We start from the raw sequence: 251 nt of genomic DNA, 5'->3' as shown, positions 1-251 counted from the left end.
GCCGGTCTGGCGATCTCCGAGCGCTTCACCACCCAGATCCGCGGCCTGGACGTGGCCTCGCGCAACGCCAACGACGGCATCTCGCTGGCGCAGACCGCCGAAGGCGCGATGGTCGAAATCGGCAACAACCTGCAGCGTATCCGCGAACTGGCGGTGCAGTCGGCCAACGCCACCAACTCCACCACCGACCGTGGCGCGCTGAACTCGGAAGTCAAGCAGCTGGCCTCGGAAATCGACCGCGTCTCCAGCCA

General features: G+C 66.9%; 1 pseudogene. It reads left to right on the top strand.

Annotation, left to right across the window (positions count from 1 at the left end):
* Positions 1–251: pseudogene (locus tag SLW55_RS20605) on the top strand (flagellin); the annotation flags it as partial.

The organism is Xanthomonas sp. LF06-19 (assembly GCF_034105425.1).
GTDB classification, from domain to species: Bacteria; Pseudomonadota; Gammaproteobacteria; order Xanthomonadales; family Xanthomonadaceae; genus Xanthomonas_A; species Xanthomonas_A sontii.
Note: the sequence above shows the minus strand (reverse complement) of the source record. Positions and strands in the feature narration are given on the sequence as shown.